This window comes from Nonomuraea sp. NPDC050643 (assembly GCF_040654715.1).
Lineage (GTDB): Bacteria > Actinomycetota > Actinomycetes > Streptosporangiales > Streptosporangiaceae > Nonomuraea.
In genome coordinates this window covers 12173-31139 of record NZ_JBFAIM010000052.1, presented here as the reverse complement: position 1 = coordinate 31139, position 18967 = coordinate 12173, and the positions used below count along the sequence as shown (strand labels likewise).

The following is an 18967-nucleotide window of genomic DNA, read 5'->3' as shown; positions in this document are numbered from 1 at the left end:
CTCGGTCTCAACTTCTGTGGCGCGCCCGCACGAACTCAGTGATCGACGAGACGACGTAGTCGAGCATCTCGTCGGTCAGCGAGGGGTAGACGCCGACCCAGAAGGTCTGGTCGGTGATGATGTCGCTGTTGGCCAGGTCCTCGGCCACGCGGTGCGGCTGGTCGATGTAGGCGGGATGACGCGTCAGGTTGCCGGCGAACAGCCGCCGCGTGCCGATCTTGCGGGCCTCGAGGAAGTCGACGAGCTCCGCCCGGCTGAAGGGCGCCTCGGGATCGACGGTCAGCACGAAACCGAACCAGCTCGGGTCGCTGCCCGGGGTGGGCTCCGGCAGCAGCAGCCACGGCAGGCCGTCCAGCCCGTCCTTGAGCCGCCGCCAGTTGCGCCGCCGCGCCGCGCAGAAGCCGTCCAGCTTCGCGAGCTGGGTCAGGCCGAGCGCCGCCTGCAGGTCCGTCGACTTCAGGTTGTATCCGACGTGGGAGAAGATGTACTTGTGGTCGTACCCCTCGGGCAGGGTGCCCATCTGGTACGAGAACCGCTTGAAACACGTGTTGCTCTCACCCGGCTCGCACCAGCAGTCCCTGCCCCAGTCCCGCAGTGACTCCACGATCCGGGCCAGCGCCAGGTTCGAGGTGAGCACGCAACCGCCCTCGCCCATCGTCAGGTGGTGCGCCGGATAGAAGCTGACCGTGGCCAGCTCGCCGAACGTCCCGGTGAGCCGCCCCCGGTAGGTGGAGCCCACGGCGTCGCAGTTGTCCTCGATGAGGAACAGGTCGTGCTCGTCGGCCAGCGCGGCCACCTCGGCGACCTCGAAGGGGTTGCCCAGGGCGTGCGCGATCATGATGGCCTTCGTCCGCGGCCCGATCGCCCGCGCCACCCGGTCCGCGGTGGTGTTGTAGGTCCCCAGCTCCACGTCCACGAACACCGGCACCAGGCCGTTCTGCAGGATCGGGTTGACCGTCGTCGGGAAGCCCGCCGCCACGGTGATCACCTCGTCGCCGGGCCGCAGGCGGCGGTCCTCGAGCAGGTGCGAGGTGAGCGAGCTCATCGCGAGCAGGTTCGCCGAGGAGCCCGAGTTCGTCAGGTGGGCCTTGCGCCGCCGCATCCAGCGCGCGAACGCGGACTCGAACGCCCGCGAGCTGCGGCCGGCCGCGATGCGCATCTCGAGCGCGGCCTCCACCAGCGCCACCCGGTCGTCCTCGTCCAGCGTCGCCCCGGAGGGCCAGATCTCGGTGACACCCGGCACGAACCCCCGGCCGTCCTGCTGCTCCTGGTGGTATTTCCGGACCTCGTCGAGAGCCAGCGCCTTGTGATCGCTCACGTCATCACTCCTGTCCCTCCCGATGCTCGGCCGAGCCGGAGGTCGTGGGATGGCGGAAAGGAGGCGACCCGCCCTCGTGTGCCTCCTTTCCGCCTGGTCTACGGGCCGTGGTGCTCGACCAGCCTGGTCAGCTCGTCGGCCACGGTCTTCACGTCCGAGTCGTCCAGGCCGTGGTGCAGCGGCAGCAGGAGCGTGTTCTCGGACACCTCGTCGGTGGCGGGCAGGACGCCGCCGGCCCGGAAGGCGGGCACCTTGTGCAGCGGGGGATAGCGGAACGTCGTGTAGACGCCCCGCGCGAGCAGATCGGCGGCCACCGCGTCGCGGATCCGCGGATCGAGCTGGACCCAGTAGAAGTAGTAGGAGGAGGTGTGCCCGGCGGGCAGCGGGGGCGGCAGGGTGATGCCCGGCAGGTCGCCGAGCAGCCGGTCGTACTGGTCGGCGATCTCCTGGCGCCTGCGGATGGCCCGGCCCAGGCCGCGCAACTGCACGCTGCCGATGGCCCCGGTCATGTCGTTGCCGATGAGGCGGCGGCCGAAGTCGCGCACGTTCAGCTCCCACCAGCGGTCGGACACCTTGGCGGCGGAGAAGCCGGTGGCCTGCTCCAGGCCGTGGTAGGCCAGCCGCCTGGCCCGGCGGGCGAGCTCCTCGTCACGCGCGTACAGCATGCCGCCGTCGCCGGTGACCAGGACCTTCATCGCGTCGAAGCTCCACATCGCGAGGTCGCCGAAGGTGCCGCACGCCTTGCCGTCCACCCGGGAGCCGACCGCGCAGGCCGCGTCCTCGATGAGCACGATTCCGCGCTCCCGGCAGAACGCCGCGATCGCGGCGATGTCGCCCGGGTGGCCGCCGTAGTGCAGCACCAGGACGGCCTTCGTCCGCGGTGTCACCGCGCGCTCGACGTCCCGTACGGACGGGTTGAGCGTGCGCGGGTCCACGTCGCAGAACACCGTCCGGGCGCCGGTCGCGGCCACGGCGTTCCCGGCGGCCACGAAGCTGATCGACGGGAGCACCACGTCGTCCTGGGGCCCGAGCCCCAGCAGCTCCGTGGCCAGGAACAGCCCGGCGGTGCCCGAGTTCAGGAACAACATGTGCTGGGGCGCCACCCCCGCATGGGCGGCGAACTCGGCCTCGAAGCCCTTGGCGCGGGCGCCGTAGCCCAGCCAGTTGCTCTCGAAGACCTCCCTGACGGCCTCGAGCTCCTCCTCGCCCAGGCACGGCTGGAAAACGTTGATCATTCATTCCTCCGGGGAAGGGCTGGACGAGCCGGGCTCGACGCCGGCGGCGACGAGGTGCTGCGCGAGCAGCCGCGGTGTCGGGTGCTCGAACACGCCCGACAGCTTGATCCGTACGCCCGTCATCCGCTCGATGCGCTGGACGAGCTGCGCGGCCAGCACCGAGTGGCCGCCGTGGGAGAAGAAGTTGGCGTCGGCGTCCAGGTCGTGGCGGTCGAGCAGCTCCCGCCACAGCGTGACCAGCGCGCCGGCCAGCCCGTCGCGCGGCCCGGCCGCACCCGTCGCGGACGCGGCCCGGCGCCGGTGCTCGGCCGCCAGGCGGGCCAGCGCGGGGTGGTCCACCTTGTTGCTGCCCGTCTTCGGGAAGGAGGCGACGAAGACGAAGTCGCTCGGCACGGCCGCGGCGGGCAGCCGGCCGGAGGCGTGCTCCCACAGCCGGTCGGGCAGATCGGGCAGCGCCTCACCTTCGAGGCAGGCGACCAGCACCCCGCCAGCGGCCGCGTCCGGCACCACCACGGCCGCCACCGCCCGCACCTGCGGATGCTCGCGCAGCACGGACTCGACCTCGGGCAGCTCGATCCGGTTGCCGCGCAGCTTGACCTGCCGGTCGTTGCGGCCGAACAGCTCGATCGTGCCGTCCGGCTGCCAGCGGGCCACGTCGCCGGTGCGGTAGTAGCGGCCGTACCAGGGGTGGCGCAGGAACCGCTGCGCGGTCAGGTCGGGCCGGTCGTGGTAGCCCAGAGTGACCCCCGCGCCCGCCACGCACAGCTCGCCGCGCACGCCGACCGGCAGCGCCACGCCCTCGGGGGTGGCGATGAAGACCTGTGTGTTGCCGATCGGCCGGCCGATGTCCACCGGGCCGCCGTCCATCAGGCCCATGGTCGAGTAGACCGTGGTCTCCGTGGGCGCGTAGGCGTTCCACACCTCGCCCGAGACCGCCGTCATGCGGCGCGAGAGGTCCTCGGTCAGCGGCTCGCCGCCGCTGATCAGGCGGCAGGACGCCAGCGCCGGGCCCGCCTCGTGAAGGACCAGCCGCCACGTCGTCGGCGTGGCCTGCACCAGGTTCACGCGGTGGCGCTCCAGCGCGCCGAGCAGCGCCTTGCCGTCGGTGCGGACCTCGTCGGAGGCCACCACCACCCGGCCCCCGCACAGCAGCGGCAGGAACAGCTCCAGCGAGGAGATGTCGAAGGAGAACGTGGTCATCCAGAGGAAGCCCTCGTCCGGCGTCATCCGCAGCGCCTCGCGGAAGTGCGACATGAGGTTGGCCAGGTTGCTGTGGGTGACCCACGTGCCCTTCGGCAGGCCCGTCGAGCCGGAGGTGTAGATGAGGAACGCGGGCGACCCGGAGATCCCCGGCAGGCCGGGCTCGTCGCGGCGCGGCTTGAGCTCGGCGACCGTCTCCATCATGAGCACCGGGATCGTGCCGCCGGGCGGCAGCCGCCCGGGGTCGGTCGTCAGCACGGCCCTGGCCGCCGAGTCCGACAGCAGGTACGCGATCCGCTCCGCCGGATGATCGGGATCGACCGGCAGGTACGCGGCCCCGGTCAGCCAGATCCCCAGCACCGCCGCCACCAGCTCGGGGCCGCGCGGCGCCGCCACCGCGACCACGTCCCCCGAGCCGATGCCCGCCGCCCGCAGCAGGTCGTCGGTGGCGCACGCGGTGTCCCACAGCCGCCGGTAGGTGACCTGGTCGTCGCCGTGCTCGACGGCGATCTCGTCAGGCCGGGCCCGCACCTGCCGCTGCACGCCCTCCAGCACGGTCGCCAGCTCCACCGGGCGGGCCGTGTCGTTGGCCGTGTCGATCACCACCCGGTCCAGCGCGCACCACACCTCCAGCCCGCCGACCAGGCGGTCGACGTCGGAGGCGAGCCGCACCAGCAGCTCGTCGAACCGCCGCACCAGCGACTCGACGTCGGCGCGGTCGAACACCTCCACGCAGTACGCCGCCCGCACCCGCAGGCTCTCGGCCGCGGAGAGCACGAAGAACTCCAGGTCGAAACGGCTCGAGCCGTTCTCAAGAAGCAGCTGCTCGGCATGGTCCCCACCGATCTCGAACGGGGTCAGCTCGCTGGCCGGCACGTAGTTCATGACGTGCCTGAACAGGGCGTCGCGCCAGGACGAGCCCTTGCGGGGGATGAGGTTGGTCAGGTGTTCCACCGGGACGTCGGCGTGGGTCAGGCCGTTGAAGAAGACCGTGCGCACCGTACGGGTGAAGTCCCTGAAGCTCTGCCGCTCCGGCACCTCGACGCGGAGCGGGACGACGTTGACGTGGAAGCCGATCGCCTTCGTGCCGTCGTGGCCGCGGGTGTTGACCGGGAAGCCGACCGTCATGTCCGGGCCGGCGCCGTGCTTGGCCAGCAGCACGTAGTACGCGGCCAGCAGGACGACCGCCTCCGGCGCGCTCAGCTCCCGCTGCATGGCGCGCACGGCCGCCCTGGCCTCGTCGGAGAGTTCGTACATGACCTGGTCGCCGCGGAGCGTCGGGTCGGCGACGCCGGGCGAGCCGATCCACAGCTCCAGGGAGTCGGGGTCGAGCCCGCGCAGCGTCTCGCGCCAGTAGGCGAGGCTGGACTCGCTCGGCGCCCGCTCCGCCAGCGGCCTGACCGGCTCCGCCTCCGGCGCCCGCCCGCCAGAGGCGACGGTGTCGTAGGCGGCCACGAACTCGTCGCGCAGGATCGTGGTGGAGAGCGTGTCGAAGATGACGTGGTGGATGACCAGACAGAAGAAGTCACCCTTGCTGTCGCCCCCGCGCACGTGCGCCGCCCGCAGCAGCGGGCTCCCGTCCAGGGCGAACGGCCGCGCCACGAACGCGGAAAGGACCTCGACCGGGTCGCCGCCGTCGAGGTCCATGGTCTCGATCTCGATGTCCACCTGGGGGAGCACCTGTTTGGCCAGGGCCGCCGCGCCCGCGTAGAAGACGGTCCGCAGGATCTCGTGCCGCCGTGTCACGGCCGCCAGCGCCGCCCGCAGCGTGGCCGTGTCGAGCCGGCCGGAGGTGGCGAACCCGAAGGACAGGTTGTTGACCGCGCTGCCCGGGACCATCTTCTCCAGCAGCCAGAGCGCCTCCTCCTTGCGGGCGGCCGGGACGGGTCCCGGTACGGCCCGCGCCGTCCCGCCCGCCGTGCTCTCTGAAAGTCGCATCTGGGCCCTCTCCCGTCCCTAGCCGTTCAGCAGATCGGAGACCGCCGCCGCCACGTCCGGGGAGCGCAGCAGGTCGATGTGGTCGGTCGCGAACCGGAGCTCCTTCGCCACCAGGGGACCGACGGCGCCCTGGCTGTAGGCGCGGATGGCGTTCAGCCCGTTGCCCGGGCTGGAGGAGCTCAGCGCCGTCGCCTCGCGCCACGCGGGGAACGGGTCGAACCGCCCGGCCATGGTCAGGTACGTCATGAAGGCGACGAACGTGCCCGTCAGCTCGCGGCGGCTGATCTCGTCGAGCCCCGCCTGGCTGAGCGCCTCGGTGCTGAGCCCCTCGAATATCTTGATCAGTTCCGCCGCCAGGGTGTCCATGTCGCCGCTGCCGTCGTGGGCGAGGCGGCCGGCCTGGTGCGCCACCGCGATCCGCTCGGCCGGGACCAGCGTGCCCATGAGGTTCAGGACGTTGTGGAACTGCGAGTACAGGGACAACTGCACGGCCGGCTCCGGGTCGAGCAGCACGAGCGCGGGCGGCTCCGGCTGCCACCGGGCGATCCGCCCGGCCGCCTCGGCCGCGTACACCGCGCCGACGCAGTAACCGAGGACCGCCTTGACCTCCACACCGGAAGAACGCGGCCCCGCCAGCCATCTATCGAGATATCCGGCCGCGTCCATGTCTTTTCCTTCGGGCGCTTCCGGAGGAAGGGACAGCCAGATCGAATAATCTGTTTTGAGATTGGCCGTCAGATCCGAGAATCCGGCCTGCGGCCGTCCGGTGACGTCGAAGTCCATGGTGAGCACGACTTCCGTCCGGATTCCTGCGGAAAGAACCTTCCAGGCATCTCCCTGCGACATCGCTGAGTCTCCCGCCAGCTGATTGTTCGTCTTCGACGCATCGGATCCGCCGGGGCCGGCCCCGCAGGCCGGTCGACGTGCCGCTCGCTCCGGTCAGGCTCGACGACCGCCCTAGTGGGAGGCTTAACGCGGGCTAAAGTCACGGGCCCGGGCGGGCATGAGGGGAGTTAGGGGGTGCTAGGGGTTGAGCCTAAGGGGGACTCCGGAATTAATGTGCAAGCGTTGTATTCATTTCTTGACGGGATATACCAGGTGTTTCCATGAAAGGCATAGTGCTGGCCGGTGGAAAAGGCACCCGGCTCTCACCGCTGACCCAGGTCATCAGCAAGCAACTGCTGCCCATCTATGACAAGCCGCTGATCTACTATCCGTTGTCCGTGCTCATGCTCGCGGATATCCGCGATATTTTGATCGTGTCCACCCCGCAGTCGCTGCCCGCGTTCCGGCGCCTGTTCGGCGACGGCTCGCACCTGGGGCTGAACATCGGCTACGCGCGGCAGGACGAGGCCCGCGGCATCGCGCACGGCCTGCTGATCGGCGCCGACCACGCCGGCGACGGCCAGGTGGCGCTCGTGCTCGGCGACAACATCTTCCACGGCACGGGCTTCTCCGAGGTCCTGGCCAAGGCCAGGCAGTCGCTCGACGGCTGCGTCCTGTTCGGCTACCCGGTCACCGACCCCCACCGGTACGGCATCGCCGAGGTCGACGACGACGGACGGCTGGTCTCCGTGGAGGAGAAGCCCAGCCGGCCCAAGTCCGACCGCGCCGTCACCGGCCTGTACTTCTACGACAACGACGTCTTCGACATCGCCAGGAGCATCCGTCCCTCCGACCGCGGCGAACTCGAGATCACCGACGTCAACCGCGTGTACGTCGAGCAGAACCGCGGCCACCTCGAGGACCTCGGCCGCGGCTTCGCCTGGCTCGACGCCGGCACCCACCAGTCGCTGCTGGAGGCGGGCGAGTACGTCCGCGTCCTGGAGTCCCGGCAGGGCGTCCGGATCGCCTGCCTGGAGGAGATCGCGCTGCGCATGGGCTTCATCGACAGCGACTCCTGCTACGACCTGGGCCGGGGAATGATCGACTCCTCCTACGGCCGCTACGTGATGGAGGTCGCCAGCATGCTGGCCTGACCCGGCGAACGGCCCTCGGAAGAGGCGGGGCGCGCTCGGCGGGGGTCTCGGTATGCTCGATCGGGAGGGGATTGCACCACTTCTGTCCTCCTGTCAACTGAGGCGCACGACTACGGACGGCAGACGACATGGAACCGACCGTGCGGTCCCGGGCGGGGGCGAATGCAGAGGTCAAGCTGCTCGTCGTGGACGACGAGCCCATCGTGCGCGAGCTCCTGTCGGCCAGCCTGCGCTTCGCCGGCTTCACCGTCGCCACCGCCGCCAAGGGCAGCGAGGCCCTCGACGCCGCGCTCCGCGAACAGCCCGACCTGGTCGTGCTCGACGTCATGCTCCCCGACATGGACGGCTTCGAGGTGGTCCGCCGGCTGAGGGAACGCACCCGGCCGGCCGGCGGCAGCGGCTACGTGCCCATCCTCTTCCTCACCGCGCGCGACGGCACCGCCGACAAGATCGACGGCCTGCGGGTGGGCGGCGACGACTACGTGACCAAGCCGTTCAGCCTGGAGGAGCTCATCGCCCGGATCCAGGCCATCCTGCGGCGCACCGGCGGCGGCCCGGACGGGCCGACCATCCGCGTGGGCGACCTGGCCCTCGACACCGACAGCCGCCAGGTCGCGCGCGGCGGCCGGCCGCTGCAACTGTCGCCCACCGAGTTCAAGCTCCTGCACTACCTGATGGACAACGCCGACCGCGTCGTCTCCAAGATCCAGATCCTGGACCACGTCTGGCAGTACGACTTCAACGGCGACATCAGCATCGTCGAGTCCTACATCAGCTACCTGCGCCGCAAGGTGGACATCGCCGAGCCCAAGCTCATCCACACCGTGCGCGGAGTGGGCTACGTGCTGCGCAGCCCGCACGCCGCCCCCCGCACATGAGCGGCAACGGCGCCGACGCCGCGCCCTCGCGCCTGGCCCGCATGTCCCTGCAGAGTCGGCTGCTCCTGCTCACCGTCCTGCTGCTGGCGGTCGGGCTGAGCATCGGCGGCCTGGTCGTGCTCGTCGTCGTGAGCCGCTCCCTGGAGAACCAGGTCGACAGCCAGATGTCCCCGCTGACCGAGGTCGTCGCCACGCTGCCGCCCAGCGCCGCGCACTACGACGCCGAGACCTACTCGCCCAACAGCACCGACCCCGAGCTGATCTCCGACCTCTACATCGCCTACCTCGGGCCGGACGGCAGGGTCCAGGGGGTGCTGCGCCAGGCGGAGCGCGGGACGGGCCCGGTGCTGCCGGCCCTGAGCGGGAGCGCGTTCTCCCAGAAGGTGGGCGGGCCGATCGAGGTGGCCGACAAGCGCACCGCCGACCGCTGGCGGGTGTTCGTCGGGCCCAGGATCGTCGCGGGGCAGCCGGCCGGGGGCGTGGTCGTGGCCGTGTCGATGCGGCAGGCGTACCAGCGGGTCAGGGGGGTCGGCTCGCTCTACCTGTTCGCCGAGGTCGTCCTGCTCGTCCTGCTCGCCGCGGCGGGCTGGTTCGCCATCAGGGCGGGCCTGCGGCCGCTGGAACGCATCGAGGAGACGGCGGTGTCCATCGCCGCGGGCGACCTGTCGCACCGGGTGCCGGACGTGGCGGCGCCGCACACCGAGGTGGGCCGGCTGTCCGCGGCGCTGAACGGGATGCTGGCCCAGATCGAGGCCGGCTTCGCCGCCCGTACGGAGTCGGAGGCCACCATGCGCCGCTTCGTCGCCAACGTCAGCCACGAGCTGCGCACGCCCCTGTTCGGCATCCGGGGCTCCATCGAGCTCTACCGCATGGGCGCCCTGCCCGAGCCGGCCGACGTCGACCGCACCATGCAGCGCGTCGAGAGCGAGTCGGCCCGGCTGGCCCGGCTCGTCGAGGACCTCATGCTGCTGGCCCGCCTGGACGAGCCCGGCGCGACGGCGGCCTCCGGCAACGTCCTGCTCCAGATGGCGCCCATGGACCTGCGCACCCTGGCCGCCGACGCCCTGCACGACGTACGCGCGCTGGACGCGACCCGGCCGGTGGCCCTGACCGGGCTCGACGGCGGCCCGCCCGTGCCCGCGCCCGTCCTCGGCGACGAGGCCCGCCTGCGCCAGGTCGTGACCAACCTGGTCGGCAACGCCACCAGCCACACCCCGTCGGGCACGCCGGTTCGCATCAAGGTGGGCACCGAGGACGAACACGCCGTGCTCGAGATCGAGGACGAGGGCCCCGGGCTGACGCCGGAGCAGGCGCGGCGGGTGTTCGAGCGCTTCTACCGGGTCGACGGCTCCCGCAGCCGGACCGGGGGCGGCGGCGCCGGGCTGGGGCTGTCGATCGCGAAGTCCCTGACGGCGGCGCACGGCGGCGAGCTCGGCCTGCGCACCGAGCCCGGCAAGGGGGCGGCCTTCCGCGTCGTGCTCCCCGCCGCCGCCGACTCGGCCCCTGAGCCCGACTGAGCCTCGCTGGGCCCGCCGTGCCGCCCGGCCGCGCTCCGGCCGCGGGCGAGCCCGGCTCAGCGCGCCATGCGCTCGAGGCGGGCGACCACGTCGGCGGGCGTCGGCGTGGAGAGGATCTCCTGCTGCAGGCGGCGTACGCCCTCCTGCGCCGTGTCCGTCAGCACCGTGCCGATCGCGTTCTTGATGCCGTCCACGCTCTCGTCCGGATTCAGGCAGACCCCGGCGTTGCTGTCGGCCAGCGGCCCGGTCAGCAGGGCGGAGGCGATGGCGTCAGGGACGACGACCACCTGGGGCACGCCGTAGACGGCCGCGGTGAACATCGTGCCGCCGCCGCCGTGGTGCACGACCGCCGCGCACGTCGGCAGCAGCAGTTGCAGCGGCAGCTCCTCCACCACGCGTACGTCCCCGGGCAGGTCGCCCAGCACCTCCCGGTCGGCCTTGGCCACGGTCACGACGATCTCCACGTCGAAGCCGGCCAGCGCCGCCACCACGTCCGGCAGCCGGGAGCCCTGGCCGCCGGCCGCGGCGGTGTGCACGTATCCCCAGGACACGCAGACCCGGGGCCGCTCGGCGGGGCCGCGCAGCCAGCCGGGCACCGGGCCGGAGCCGTTGTAGGGGACGTACCGGACGGGGATGCGGTTGGGGACCTTGGCGCTCTGCAGGCTGTCGGGGCACGGGTCGACCGTGTGGGCGACGTACTCCTCGTGGATCTTCAGGCCGAAGCGCTCGTACAGGCGGACGAGCTCGTCCGGCCACATCTCCAGCGGCAGCCCCAGCCCCGGATAGCCGAGATGCCTGGCCACGTCGGGACCCCATAGGTGGTGGATCAGCGGCACGCCCAGAGGCTCGGAGGCCAGCGGGCCCGCCAGGTTCAGCGGGTCGGCCACCACGAGGTCCGGCTGCCACGACCGGGCGAAGGCGGACAGGTCATCGGAGATGGCGTCGGCCATCGCCACGAACTGCCGCGTCCGGATGTCGCGCAGCCGCGCCAGCCTCTCCTGCGGCGGCAGCGCCGCCAGGGCGTCCATGTCCAGCTTCAGCCACTCCCGGTCGCCGGGCTGGGCGGCCTCGTTCAGCGGGACCGAGGTCAGACCCGAGCGCGTGATGACGTCGGTGATGGCGGGCTGGCTGGCGACCCGCACCTCGTGGCCGGCCGCGCGGCAGGCCCACGCCAGCGGCACCATGTGGAAGTAGTGGCTGACCGCGGCCAATGGGGCGAAGAGAATGCGCATGAGTCCTCCCGGCGTGCTGACGTGGTGAGACGGACGGCGCGGGAGCGGCTCTGGCAGGCCGTCTGCGTGCCGGTCACCAGCGCATCAGGAGGCGCTGAAGAACGGCTGAGGCGAGGCTAAATCCGCCAAGTGATCTTTGCCTCCGATCATGGCAGACTGAGGGTCGAGCAGGCCGAAGGAGGTCACGCCGCCGCGGGGAAGAACGGTACCGCGACACGCCATTATGAATACTGTGCGCTTCTGCATTCTCGGGCCCATGGAGCTACGCCTCCATGACGGGCGCGCGGTCACCGTACGGGGGGCTCGGCTGCGCACCCTGCTGGCGTTGCTGCTGCTCAACACCGGGCGAGTGGTCTCCGCCGAGAAGCTGATCGACGAGCTCTACGGCTCCTCGCCGCCCGTCGGCGTGGCCAACGCGCTGCAGCGCCAGATCTCCCGGCTCCGCGGCGCCCTCGACGCGCCCATCGAGTACGACGGCACCGGCTACCGGCTGGCGGCCGACCCCCTCGAAGTCGACGCCTACCTGTTCGAGCGCATCGCGTCCGAGGGCAGCCAGGCGCTGGCCGGCGGCGACCACTCCAGCGCCGTCGCGCTGCTCGACCGGGCTCTCGGCCTGTGGCGCGGCCCCGCGCTGGCCGGCGCCGACGCCGCCCCGTCCGCCTCGGCCCACGCCGTGGGTCTCGAAGAGCTGCGCGTCACCGCCGCCGAAGACCTCGCCGAGGCCGAGCTGGCCCTCGGCGAGCACACCAAGCCGGTCGGCGCGCTGAAGGAGCTGGTCGCCGCGCACCCGCTGCGCGAGCGGGCGTGCGCCCTGCTCATGCGCGCCCTCTACGCCGGCGGGCGGCAGGCCGACGCGCTCGCCGTGTTCGAACGCACCCGGCAGGCCCTGGCCGAGCGGCTCGGCGCCAACCCGTCGGCCGACCTGGCCAAGGTCCACATGGCGGTGCTGGCCGGCGACGCGTCCGTCACGGTCTCGGCGCCGTCCCCGCCCCTGCGGGCGGGCGGCCTGCCAGCGCAGCTCACCAGCTTCGTCGGCAGGGAAGACGACGTACGCGGCGTGCTCCGGCTGCTCAACGAGACCCGCCTGGTCACGCTGACCGGGCCGGGCGGCTCCGGCAAGACGCGGCTGGCCATCGAGGTGGGCCGGCTGGAGGCCGACGCCTGCCTGGTCGAGCTGGCCCGGCTGCGCGACGGCGCCGACGTGCCGTGGGCGGTGCTCGGCGCCCTCGGGCTGCGCGAGACCGGGCTGCTGCACGTCCCTCACGCCGTCACGGCCGACCTCGCCGACCGGCTGGCGGCCGCCCTGGCCGACCGCCGGATGCTGCTCGTCCTCGACAACTGCGAGCACGTCGTCGAGGCCGCCGCCCACCTCGCCGACCGCCTGCTCAGCGCCTGCCCCGGCCTGCGCATCCTGGCCACCGGGCGCGAGGCGCTGGGCATCACCGGCGAGATGCTCTACCCCGTGCGGCCCCTGGCCCTGCCGCCGCCCCAGGTCCCGCCCGCCGAGGCGCTGACCTACCCGGCGATCCGGCTGTTCGCCGACCGGGCCGCCGCCGTGCAGCCGGGCTTCGAGGTGGACGACGCCGTCCTGCGCATCTGCCGCGCCCTCGACGGGCTGCCCCTGGCCATCGAGCTGGCGGCGGCCCGCCTGCGCTCGCTGCCCGCGGCCGAGGTCGCCGCCCGGCTCGACGACCGGTTCGCCCTGCTGTCCCAGGGCAGCCGGACGGCCTCGCCGCGCCACCGGACGCTGCGCGCCGTGGTCGAGTGGAGCTGGGACCTGCTCAGCGACGACGAGCGCACCGCCGCGCGCAGGCTGGCCGTCTTCGCCGGGGCCGTCACGCTGGAGGCCGTGGAGCAGGTGTGCGGCACGCCCGTCGACGTGCTCACCGGGCTGGCCGACAAGTCGCTGGTGGAGGCGGCCGGTGGCCGCTACCGCATGCTGGAGACCGTACGCGCCTTCTGCGCCGAGCTGCTCACCAGGACCGAGGAGGAGGACCTGCTGCGGCGGGCGCACGCCGAATACTTCCTGCGGCTGGCCCGGCAGACCGAGCCGCGCCTGCGCAGCGCCGGGCAGCGCCACTGGCTCGACGTCTTCGCCGCCGAGGACGACGACACCAACGCCGCCGTACGCTGGGCCGTCGCCAACGACACCGGGCTGGCCATGCGGCTGGTGGCGGCGCTGACGACCTACTGGCTGATGCGCGGGATGCTCGGCGAGGGCGGCTGGGCCGGCGAGATCCTCGACCGGACCGGCACCACCGGCCCGCCCGGGCTGGAGGAGGAATACGTCATGTGCGTGATCGGCGGCGCCATGGGCGGGGCCGCCGACCGCGACCTGCATCCGCACATCCTGCAGGCCCAGCGGATCCTCGACCGCCTCGACCGGGCGCCGCACTACCCGCTCATCACCATGTTCTGGCCGAGCATCGCCCGGCTGACCGAGAACCCCGACGCCGCCGCCGCGCTCATCCGCCACAGCCGCGCCAGCCAGGACCCCTGGACACTCGCGGCGGCACGGGCCAGCCAGGGGTTCGCGGCCATGGCCGTCGGCCGGCTCGACGAGGCCGAGCCCGAGCTGACGGCCGCGCTGGAGACGTTCAGGTCGCTGGGCGAACGCCTCGGGATGGCGCCCACGCTCACCTTCCTGGGGATGCTGCTGAGCTGGCGCGGCGATCACGCCCGCGGCGTGGCGCTGACCGGCGAGGCCATCGAGCTGGTCGGCCAGATGGGCGCCACCGCGGACATGGCCGACCTGCTGTGCGAGCGTGGCGAGGAGTGGGTGCGCGCCGGCGACCTGGCCGCCGCCAGGGCCGACTTCGACCGGGCCGCCGAGGTGGCCAGGCGCGCCGGCTCGCCCCACGCCCTGGCCGCCGCCCGGCACGGCCTCGGAGAGGTCGCCCGCCTGTCGGGCGACCTGGAGGAGGCCCGCCGGTGGCTGGAGTCGGCGCTGTCGTCGATGCCGGCCACCGCCTGGACGGAGGACGACATCCGCATGCGCGTCCTCATCGCGCTGGCGCGCGTCTGCGAGGCCGAGGGCGACTCCGCCGGCGCCCGCGAGCGGCTCGAGGAGGCGGTGGTCGTCGGGGCGCGCAACGGCGAGTTCGACGACCTGGCCAAGGCGGCCGAGGCGCTGGCCGGGGTGGCGCTGATGGAGGGCGGGGGCGAGCGCGCCGCCCTGCTCCTCGGCGCGGGCGTGGCCCTGCGGGGCGCGGCGCGGGCCGGTGATCCCGACACCGCCCGGGTGTCGGCCGCGGCGATCGGCCTCATCGGTCACACCCTGTTCGGGGAGATCCGCCAGAAGGGCGAGACGATGTCCCCGGAAGAGGCGCTGACCCTGCTCATGACCCTCCGGTCAGCGGGCGGTCCGTGAAAGGTCAGCGCCGGAGGCCATACTGCGGGCATGAACCAGCCTCGTAAGTGGGCCGTCGTGGCGATCACGTGTCTGGCGATGATGCTCCTGGCCATCGACCTGACCGTGCTGCACCTCGCCATACCGGCGCTGACGGTGGAGCTGCGGCCGACGGCGACCGAGATTCTCTGGATCGCCGACTCCTACACCTTCGCGCTCGCCGGGCTGCTGATCACCATGGGCAACATCGGCGACCGGATCGGCCGCAAGAAGCTGCTGCTCATCGGCACGACGATCTTCGGCATAGCCTCCGTCCTGGTGGCCTACGCCCCCAACCCCGAGCTGCTCATCGCCGCGCGGGCGGCGCAGGGCTTCGCGGCCGCGACCGTGATGCCCTCGACGCTGTCGATCGTGCGCAACGTGTTCACCGATCCCAAGGAGCGCACCGCCGCCGTCGGCGTCTGGAGCGCGGTGGGCGCGGGCGGAGCCGCACTCGGGCCGGTCGTCGGCGGGGTCCTGCTCGACCACTTCTTCTGGGGCTCGGTCTTCCTGATCAACGTGCCGGTCGTCCTGCTGATCCTGATCGGCGGCCTGATCGTGCTGCCCGAGTCGCGCAACCCGCGGCCCGGCCGCATCGACGTCGCCAGCGTGGCGCTGTCCATCGCCGGCGTCGTGGCCCTCGTCTACGCGATGAAGGAGGCCCCGCTGTCCGGCCTCACCCGGCCGGCGGTGATCGTGGCCGCGATCCTCGGCATCGGGCTGATCACGGTGTTCGTCCGGCGGCAGAAGCGCCTGGCGCATCCGTTCATGGACGTCCGGCTGTTCCGCTATCCCGCCTTCTCGGCCTCCATCGGCGCGAACCTCGTGACCGTGTTCACCCTGGTCGTGCTCTCGTTCGCGTTCTCCCAGCTACTCCAGTTCGTCTGGGGCTGGTCCCCGTGGGCCACCGGGCTGGCGTTCCTGCCGATCGTCGTCGGCATCACGGTCGGCGCCACGATGGGCGGGACGCTGATCCCGAAGCTGGGGCGCGGCGGCGTGGTCGCGACGGGGCTGGGCCTGTCGGCGGCCGGGTTCCTGGTCTTCGTCCTGATCGGCGTGGCCCCCGCACTCGGGCTGCTGATCACGGCGGGGGTGGTCCTGGGTTGCGGCCTGGGCGTGGCCATGGCCGTCACCACCGACAACATCGTGGCCAGCGCCCCGAAGGAGCGCGCGGGGGCGGCCTCCGCGATCGCCGAGACCGCGCAGGAGCTCGGCGGCGCGCTGGGCATCGCGATCCTGGGCACCCTGCTCAGCGCCTCCTACCGGGCCGGCCTGGAGGTGCCCGCGGGCACCCCTGCGGGGGCCGTGCGCGCCATCGAGGAGTCCATCGGCAACGCGATGGAGACGGCCGCCCGGCTACCGGGTGAGGCCGGGCAGGCCGTGGCCGCGGCCGCCCGGGAGGCGTTCGTCTCAGGGGTGCACGTGACCGCCATCACCGGCGCGGTGCTGCTGGCGATCGCCGGAGTGGCGGCGTTGATGACCATGCGGGGGATCCCCGATGTAATCTTGGATCAGCACGACCTCTCCGAAGTCTTTGACGGGGAAGACAAGGACGACGTGCCGCCCGGGAAAGATATCGATTCCCGAAGCGGCTCATACTCGACCGAGGGCGGCTCATGACGCTTGTGGACCGGGCCGGGGAGCTCGCGGTTCTCAATGATGCGTTCACCGATTGTCTGGAATCCAAGGGCGGCGTCGTCGTGGTCAGCGGGGCCCCGGCGAGCGGGAAGACCGCCCTGCTGCAGGCGTTCACCCGCCAGGCCGGCACGGCCGGCGCCGTCATCCTCGACACGATCGCCGCGCCGGGGGAGCGCTCCCAGCCGTTGGGAGTGATCAGTCAGCTGCTCGGCGGCGCCAGGCTGCCGGCCGCCGACTCCGCGCGCGTCGTGCGGCTGCTCGACGACGGCGTCCGGTTCGCCGGGGAGGCGCTCGAACCGGAGGCCGCCGACGGCATCCCGCCGCACATCCTGCGCGGCTTCCACGACGTGCTGCTCGAACTGGCCGCACGGGGGCCGCTGGTGATCGTCATCGACGACGCCCACCACAGCGACCCGTTCTCGCTGGAGTGCCTGCTGCACTCCGTCCGGCGGCTGCGCCCGTCCGGCGTGATGATGGTCTTCACCGAGACCGCGCGCCTGCCACAGGACTATCTGCGCTTCCGCGCGGAGCTGTCCCGCACGCCCTTCTGCCGGCACGTCCGGCTGGACCTGCTGTCCCAGGACGGCGTGGCGGGCATGCTGGCCGGCGCCCTGGGCCCGTCGGCGGGCCTGTCGCTCGCCCCTTCCTGCTACACGATCAGCGGTGGCAACCCGCTGCTGGTCAAGGCCCTGATCGAGGACTACCAGGCGTCCTCGCCGCCGCCCGCCCCCGGCGACGCCTTCCGGCTGGCCGTGTCGAGCTGCCTCTACCGCTGCGACGCGGCGGCGCTGGCGTTCGCCCGGGCGCTGGCGATCCTCGGGGAGGACGTGCACGCCTCCGCCCGCGAAGACTCGCACGCCGGCGTGATGGCCGAGCTGCTCGACCTCGACGCCGAGTCCGTCGGCCAGGCCGTCAGCGTGCTCAACAGGATCGGCATGCTGGACGGCTACCGCTTCCGCCACGACGCCGCCCGCACCGCCGTGCTCGACGCGATGCTCCACGGGGAGCGCGCGGCCCTGCACGGCCGGGCGGCCCGCGTCCTGCACGACTACGGCGCGTCGGCGATCGTCGTGGCGCGGCATCTCGTCGCCGCCGACGGCGCCGACTGGCCGTGGGCCGTCCAGGTCCTGGAGGAGGCCTCCGAGCAGGCGGTGGCCTACGGCGAGGCGGACCAGGCGGTCGGCTTCCTGCGCCGGGCCCACGACGCCTGCGCCGACGACACGCAGCGCGCCCGGCTCACCACGGCGCTGGCCCGCGTCGAGTGGCGCTTCGCCCCGTCCAGGGTCCTGCGCTACCTGCCCGACCTCGTCGTGCACGCCCGGGAGGGCCGGCTGGCCTGGCCCGACGTGTCCGCGCTGTGCCGCTATCTGACCTGGCACGGGCGCATCGACGAGATCATGGGCGTGCTCGACGCCGTCGAGCGGCACGGCGGCCAGGCCGGGACGTGGGACGAGGCGTCCAGCGGGCTCGGGATGACCCGCCTGTGGCTGTTCGTGCTCTTCCCGGAGCTGCCCGAGCGCCTGCGCCCCGCCGGTGCCGACTTCCAGAGCGGCGACGTCGCCGCGCGCACGCTCGACCACCGGTGGACGATCGACATGCTGACCGGCGTGCTGAGCGGCAACGTCGACGAGGGCATGCTGACCAAGGCCGAGCAGATCCTCCAGGAGGCCCTGCTGCGCGACGAGGCCGAGCTGGGCTCGACCGCGGCCGTGGTGGCCTCGCTGATCTACGTCGGCAAGCTCGAGCACGCGGCGGTCTGGTGCCACACGCTGATCAAGGAGGCGGCCCACCGGCACGCGCCGACGTGGCAGGCGCTGCTCATGGCGCTGCAGGCGTTCATCCAGGTCCGGCAGGGCCGGATGGCGGAGGCCGAGGAGTCGGCGCGCGAGGCGCTGACGCTGGTCCCGGCCAGGGGCTGGGGCGTCTTCGTCGGCCTGCCGCTGACCGCGATGCTGCTGGCGACCACCGCGATGGGCAAATACGAGGAGACCTCCCGCTATTTACGGGTGGCCGTGCCCGACGTGATGTTCCGCAGCATTTTCGGTCTGCACTATCTGCAGGCCCGTGGCCGCTACTACCTGGCCACAGAGCGTCACCACGCCGCCCTCGCCGACTTCCAGACGTGCGGCAAGCTCATGGCCACGTGGGAGCTCGACCTGCCCACCGTCGTGCCCTGGCGGACCGACGCCGCCCAGGCGCTCATCGCACTCGGCAAGATGCACGAGGCGCGCGACCTGGTCTATGAGCAACTGATGCGGCCCCGGCTCGAATACTGCAACATCCGCGGCGTTTCCCTGCGTATTCTCGCGGTCACCCGGGCGCCCGCCGAGCGGCTGCCGCTGCTGCGCGAATCCAAGGAGACCCTGCAGCGCAACGGCGACCGCTACGAATTGACGCTGACGGTGGCCGAATTGGCCCGCGCGCACCGCGAGCTCGGCGACGAGGCCAAGGCCCAGGAATTGCTGACGAGAGCGCATCGGCTGGCCGTCGAATGCGGCATCGCGCCACCGGTCGCGCAATCGCGCAGGGCGGTCGTCCCGCACCAATGCGGTTCGCCCGGCCGGGATCCGCGCGACAGCAAATGCCCGGACGCGGTGGCCTCCTGACTTTTCACCCCCCTATCCCGTCCCCTAACCTCACCGGC

At 72.4% G+C, this 18967-nt stretch carries 11 protein-coding genes; 6 read left to right on the top strand and 5 right to left on the bottom strand.

All coding sequences use genetic code 11. The features are described from left to right. Window positions 1–7 precede the first annotated feature (7 nt). The 4 genes from rfbH to AB0I15_RS46225 all read right to left on the bottom strand — a co-directional run bounded on the left by rfbH (window position 8) and on the right by AB0I15_RS46225 (window position 6357). Window positions 8–1318: a lipopolysaccharide biosynthesis protein RfbH gene (gene rfbH / locus AB0I15_RS46240; RefSeq protein ID WP_358111532.1), complete on the bottom strand. Its 1311-nt coding sequence runs from the start codon at window positions 1316–1318 to the stop codon at window positions 8–10. Between the two features lie 98 nt (window positions 1319–1416). Then, window positions 1417–2553 (bottom strand): DegT/DnrJ/EryC1/StrS family aminotransferase, encoded by a 1137-nt coding sequence (locus AB0I15_RS46235; protein ID WP_358111529.1) that lies wholly within the window; start codon window positions 2551–2553, stop codon window positions 1417–1419. Beyond that, complete coding sequence (locus AB0I15_RS46230) at window positions 2554–5691, bottom strand: amino acid adenylation domain-containing protein (protein ID WP_358111526.1); 3138 nt, start codon at window positions 5689–5691, stop codon at window positions 2554–2556. An 18-nt stretch (window positions 5692–5709) separates the two neighbouring features. After that, the gene (locus AB0I15_RS46225; protein WP_358111523.1) at window positions 5710–6357 is read right to left on the bottom strand and encodes a hypothetical protein; all 648 of its coding nucleotides are present in this window, start codon (window positions 6355–6357) and stop codon (window positions 5710–5712) included. A gap of 440 nt (window positions 6358–6797) precedes the next feature. Between AB0I15_RS46225 and rfbA the strand changes: the two genes are divergently transcribed. The 3 genes from rfbA (at window position 6798) to AB0I15_RS46210 (ending at window position 10065) form a co-directional block, all read left to right on the top strand. Continuing rightward, window positions 6798–7670, top strand: coding sequence for a glucose-1-phosphate thymidylyltransferase RfbA (gene rfbA / locus AB0I15_RS46220; RefSeq protein ID WP_358111520.1), 873 nt, complete (start codon window positions 6798–6800; stop codon window positions 7668–7670). Window positions 7671–7798: 128 nt separating this feature from the next. After that, on the top strand, window positions 7799–8548 hold the full coding sequence (locus AB0I15_RS46215) for a response regulator transcription factor (protein ID WP_358111517.1): 750 nt from the start codon (window positions 7799–7801) through the stop codon (window positions 8546–8548). Beyond that, the gene (locus AB0I15_RS46210; RefSeq protein WP_358111513.1) at window positions 8545–10065 is read left to right on the top strand and encodes a HAMP domain-containing sensor histidine kinase; all 1521 of its coding nucleotides are present in this window, start codon (window positions 8545–8547) and stop codon (window positions 10063–10065) included. Before AB0I15_RS46215 ends, AB0I15_RS46210 begins: the two co-directional genes overlap by 4 nt. 56 nt (window positions 10066–10121) lie before the next feature. On the opposite strand, the gene AB0I15_RS46205 is transcribed toward AB0I15_RS46210, so the two are convergent. Continuing rightward, window positions 10122–11297 (bottom strand): nucleotide disphospho-sugar-binding domain-containing protein, encoded by a 1176-nt coding sequence (locus AB0I15_RS46205; RefSeq protein WP_358111510.1) that lies wholly within the window; start codon window positions 11295–11297, stop codon window positions 10122–10124. Between the two features lie 256 nt (window positions 11298–11553). Between AB0I15_RS46205 and AB0I15_RS46200 the strand changes: the two genes are divergently transcribed. The 3 genes from AB0I15_RS46200 to AB0I15_RS46190 are packed head-to-tail and all read left to right on the top strand — an operon-like array spanning window position 11554 to window position 18929. Then, window positions 11554–14667 carry a BTAD domain-containing putative transcriptional regulator gene (locus AB0I15_RS46200; protein ID WP_358111507.1) on the top strand — a complete coding sequence of 1038 codons (3114 nt, stop codon included), beginning with the start codon at window positions 11554–11556 and terminating at the stop codon, window positions 14665–14667. A gap of 30 nt (window positions 14668–14697) precedes the next feature. Beyond that, entirely contained in the window at window positions 14698–16305 is a 1608-nt protein-coding gene (locus AB0I15_RS46195; RefSeq protein WP_358111504.1) for an MFS transporter, read from the top strand. After that, complete coding sequence (locus AB0I15_RS46190) at window positions 16302–18929, top strand: AAA family ATPase (RefSeq protein WP_358111502.1); 2628 nt, start codon at window positions 16302–16304, stop codon at window positions 18927–18929. Before AB0I15_RS46195 ends, AB0I15_RS46190 begins: the two co-directional genes overlap by 4 nt. The last annotated feature ends 38 nt before the right edge of the window (window positions 18930–18967 follow it).